This is a genomic window from Ohtaekwangia sp. (genome assembly GCF_036568665.1).
Lineage (GTDB): Bacteria > Bacteroidota > Bacteroidia > Cytophagales > Cyclobacteriaceae > Ohtaekwangia.
Genome location: NZ_DATCSD010000051.1, coordinates 1 through 4,586, shown reverse-complemented (window position 1 = coordinate 4,586; position 4,586 = coordinate 1). Strand labels below are relative to the sequence as shown.

The window sequence follows — 4,586 nt, the reverse complement described above, 5'->3', positions numbered from 1 at the left end:
GCCTTTAATGCTACAGAATATACATTGCTGAAATCGGCCAATGGGAATTATACACCACTCACCACCACAACACAAACTACTTTTACAGACAACGGATACACTACAGGTTCCGGAGCCTGCTATAAGATACAGTATATAGATGCCTGTAATAATAAAAGTCCACAGAGCCTGGAAGCTTGTCCGGTTGCACTCACAGGAAGCGTTCAGGGCGATAACACCATCAACATTAACTGGACTCCCTATACCGGCTGGACGAATGGTGTAAAAAATTATGTAATTGAAAAGTATGATGGTAATGGCAATCTTCTTCAAACAATAGATGCTAACACCAGCACCACTTATACGGACAACAATTCGGATGTAGATAACCAGGTATACCAGTATATCATTTATACTTATGCGAATGATGGAACGGTAACGCAATCTGTATCCAACGAACTTGAGTTAATCAAGCAACCGAATCTCTTCTACCCCACAGGCTTTACACCGAACAGCGATGGGCTTAACGATACATTTTCCGTTATCGGTCAGTTTGTTTCCACATTCGAAATGAAGGTATTTAATCGCTGGGGAGAAATGATGTATTCAACAGAGGATATCCATACAGGATGGGATGGCACGTATAGAGGTGTATTGATGCCGGAAGCCACGTATGTATTCCGCGCGAAGATTACCGATTTTGCAGGAAGAACTTTCGATCGCTCCGGTTCTTTCTTCCTGATCCATAAAAAATAATATTGTACCTTATCAAGATGCAATCTCGTGCGGCTTCATAAATCGCATGTACCGTTGTACCTTTGATGCTTCCAGATTTTATAGCTCCTTAAAAATATATACACCTATGTTTGACATGATGAAGATGATGGGCAAGATGAAAGAAGTTCAGGCCCGTATGAAAGAAGCTCAGGATAATTTAGTAAAGGTTCGCGCGCAGGGTGAATCCGGAGCAGGCATGGTAAAAGCAACTGTGAATGGAAAGAAACAACTCATAGCATTAGACATTGATCCTTCTTTGTTAAAGGGCGATGATAAAGTGATCCTGCAAGACCTTATTGTAGCAGCTGTAAACAAGGCAGCAGAAGAAGCTGAGATTCTCTCCAAAGAAGAATTGCGTAAAAGCACAGAAGGATTACTGCCCAACATTCCGGGGTTGGACCTTAGCGGCCTTATGGGATGAGTCGCACCGCAGTTGTTATTCTTAACTATAATGGAGAGAAACTGCTGCAACAGTTTCTCCCATCGGTTATTACTCACTCGGCAGAAGCTGAGATCATCGTAGCCGACAACGGATCGGCTGATGGTTCTATAGCTCTATTGGAAAAAGAATTTCCATCGGTAAGAATTATTCGTCTCGATCAGAACTATGGTTACTGTGGTGGGTATAATCGTGCCCTGCAGATGGTTGATGCTGACTATTATGTGTTACTCAACTCCGATATAGAAGTAACTTCCGGTTGGCTCTCACCACTCATTCACCTGCTCGACACACAACCCGCTATAGCAGCCGTTCAACCCAAGATACTCTCCTATCATTCAAAACACTTATTTGAATATGCTGGAGCTGCCGGTGGATATATAGATATACTGGGCTACCCGTTTTGCCGCGGACGTGTGTTTGATTATGTAGAAGAAGATAAAGGACAGTATAATGATACCCGGCAGATATTCTGGGCAACGGGTGCCTGCCTGATGATCCGCGCCAAAGCCTACCATCAGTTTCAAGGTTTGGATGAAGACTTCTTTGCGCACATGGAAGAGATAGACCTCTGCTGGAAACTTCAGCGTGATGGGCAGCAGATATACTATTGTGGTGCCAGCACTATATATCATGTAGGAGCCGGAACTTTAGGATATGACAATCCGCGAAAGACCTATCTGAATTTTCGTAACGGTCTGTTTCTGATTTTCAAACACTTTGATGCAGGAGAATTACTTTATAAACTTCCCTTTCGGATAGTCCTTGACTGGGTAGCTGCTATCATGTATCTATTGAAAGGCAAGACCTCTAACGGTATAGCTGTATGGAAAGCGCATCGCGACTTTATATATAGTATAGGTCGTGAGAGAGAAAAACGAAAGACTTTGCATGCGCGCTACCCTTCCTATACCCGGACAACCGTATACCCGGGGTTGGTCATTGCAGACTTCTTCCTCCGGGGCAAACGCAAGATCATTTAATAATCCCAGATGGGTTTACGCTTGCGCAGGTGCTTGCGCATATTCATAACAAAAGCTATAGAAAGATATACGATCAGCGGAGAGCCGAACGTTATAAACGATGTATAGATAAAGAAAAGTCGTATACTGGAAGTTGCTACACCCAGCTTCTCTCCCAGATGTGTGCATACTCCGAAAGCCTGTCTTTCAAAGAAATGCTGGATTTTATCCGTTAATTGTTTCATACTATCCTCACATTTAAACTTTCAACTTGCCAAAAAGTTGATTTGTCGAGCAAAAATCCGGCTTACAAATATAACAGCCTCAGAGCCTTATTATTACCCCTCTCATCTTATTTTTTTGAGTATAATTGCAAAAAAATACACATAAGTATAGTTTTGCAACCTGTTTAAATCAAACAATAAACCACAATCCAATGAGAAAAGTAGTTTACTCATGTCTGGTCTTCGGTGCGTTGACCCTCGCGGGCTGTACGCTGCCCAAGATGGTAAAAATGGCCAAAGATCAGCAGCTTACTGTTACACCAAATCCACTGGAAGTTCACAAAGACACAGTTGCCTTTGAAATGGCCGCTAACCTTCCCGTTAAAATGTTGAAGAAAGGTACTGTTTATACAGTAAACAGCTTCTACAAGTACGGAGACAAAGAACTTGCTCTGGATCCTATTCCTTTCAAAGCTGAAGACTATCCGAACAGCAAGACTGAGCAGCCTAAAGTAAATAAGAGCTTCTCTTTCGCTTACCAGCCTGCCATGAAAACCGGTACACTGGAAGTTGAAGGTGTTGCTTCTAAAGGCACAAAGTCTAAGGCATCTCCACGCATGCCTGTTGCAACGGGAGTAATTACTACCTCTAAACTTGTTAAGCCTGTATACTTTGCAGCTTTTGCTGGTCACGGCTATAACAACCAGGAAGAACTTACACCAATAGTAATCCCTGATTTCATCTTCGAACAAGGTAAATCTGTTCTGAGAACATCTGAAATCAAGAGTACAAAAGGTAAGCAACTGGATGCTTTTATCGCTTCTAAAAATGCTACCCGTACAGTAACTATCACAGGTACTCACTCTCCTGAAGGTGCTGAACGTATCAACAGCAAACTGTCACCAGATCGTGCTGCTGCTATCGAAGCTTTCTACCGTAAGGAAATGAAAAAATATGATTACAAAGGCAAGGCTGATTCTATCCAGTTCATCCTGAAGCCTGTAATCCAGGACTGGGCTCAATTCAAAACTGAACTCGAAGCTTATACCGGTATAACTTCTGAAGAGAAAGCAGAATACCTGAACATCATCAACGGTGGTGGTACTTTCGAAGATCAGGAGAAACAAATGAAAGGTCTGAAGACTTACAAGAAAATCTTCAAAGATGTATATCCTAAACTGAGAACTGCTAAAACTGAGATCCTTGTTGTAAAAGACAAGAAAACAGATGCAGAGATCTCTGTATTGGCTAAGCAAATCACACAAAACTCTGTAAGCGCTGATACACTTTCTTTCGAAGAACTGATGTATGCTGCTACATTGACTCCTTCATTGGAAGAGAAAGCTGCGATCTACGAAGCTGCAACCAAAAAAGGTTCTAACTGGAATGCGCACAACAACTTAGGTGCAGTATATATTGCTCAGGCAATTGAAAACCCTAGCAATGCTGCAGCTTTGGCTGATAAAGCTCAGGCTCAATTAGACATCGCTGTTAAACTGCAGGAAGCTCCAGAAGTACACGCTAACTTAGCTTCCGTAGCTGCGCTGAAAGGCAACGCCTATGCTGCTTACAACCACGCAAGCAAAGCTCTTAGCGCTGGCCTGACTGGCGATAACGCTGCTGGTGTTAACGGTGTAAAAGGTTCTGCTGAGATCGTGAAAGCTGAATACGCTGCTGCTGTTAGCTCTGAGTCTAACGCAACTGACAATGCTGATAACCTCTTCAACAAAGGTTTGGCTCAAGTGTTGAACAAAGACTATCAAAATGCTTTGACTTCATTCAATGAAGCCATCAGCAAAAACAGCAACCTGGCAATCGCTCACTACGGTGCAGCTGTTGCTTCTGCAAGATTAGGTCAGGCAGACGGTGTGGTTAGTCACCTGACAGACGCTGTGAAAATCGATCCTTCGTTGAAAGAAGCCGCTCTTAGCGACCTCGAATTCGCGAAATTCTCAGCAACTGAATCTTTCAGAAACGCTCTGAAATAGTAGTTACTCATTGGAATAACAATAGGGAAACCCTTCCGTACATTCGGAAGGGTTTTTTATTTGCCCAATCCGACCACGGATACTATTTTTACACGCTTTTCAAAATACCGACATGAGAGAAATCCAGTTTAGAGAGGCCTTGCGCGAGGCCCTCAGCGAAGAAATGCGCAGAGACCCCAGTGTAGTGCTGATGGGCGAAGAGGTTGCCGAATACAAC

The 4,586-nt window shown here is 43.0% G+C and carries 5 protein-coding genes and 1 pseudogene; 5 read left to right on the top strand and 1 reads right to left on the bottom strand.

All coding sequences use genetic code 11. The annotated features are described in order from the left end of the window. The 3 genes from VIN08_RS02890 to VIN08_RS02880 form a co-directional block, all read left to right on the top strand. Positions 1 to 735: T9SS type B sorting domain-containing protein (locus tag VIN08_RS02890; RefSeq protein WP_331959952.1), on the top strand; the 735-nt coding region annotated here is incomplete at its 5' end. 106 nt (positions 736 to 841) lie between these two features. Continuing rightward, complete coding sequence (locus tag VIN08_RS02885) at positions 842 to 1,177, top strand: YbaB/EbfC family nucleoid-associated protein (protein WP_331959949.1); 336 nt, start codon at positions 842 to 844, stop codon at positions 1,175 to 1,177. Further along, positions 1,174 to 2,178: a glycosyltransferase family 2 protein gene (locus VIN08_RS02880; protein ID WP_331959946.1), complete on the top strand. Its 1,005-nt coding sequence runs from the start codon at positions 1,174 to 1,176 to the stop codon at positions 2,176 to 2,178. Before VIN08_RS02885 ends, VIN08_RS02880 begins: the two co-directional genes overlap by 4 nt. On the opposite strand, the gene VIN08_RS02875 is transcribed toward VIN08_RS02880, so the two are convergent. Beyond that, complete coding sequence (locus tag VIN08_RS02875) at positions 2,175 to 2,402, bottom strand: PspC domain-containing protein (protein ID WP_331959943.1); 228 nt, start codon at positions 2,400 to 2,402, stop codon at positions 2,175 to 2,177. The genes VIN08_RS02880 and VIN08_RS02875 overlap by 4 nt on opposite strands. Positions 2,403 to 2,593: 191 nt before the next feature. Between VIN08_RS02875 and VIN08_RS02870 the strand changes: the two genes are divergently transcribed. Next, positions 2,594 to 4,369, top strand: coding sequence for a tetratricopeptide repeat protein (locus VIN08_RS02870; protein WP_331959940.1), 1,776 nt, complete (start codon positions 2,594 to 2,596; stop codon positions 4,367 to 4,369). A gap of 112 nt (positions 4,370 to 4,481) precedes the next feature. Then, positions 4,482 to 4,586, top strand: a pseudogene (locus tag VIN08_RS02865) (alpha-ketoacid dehydrogenase subunit beta); the annotation flags it as partial.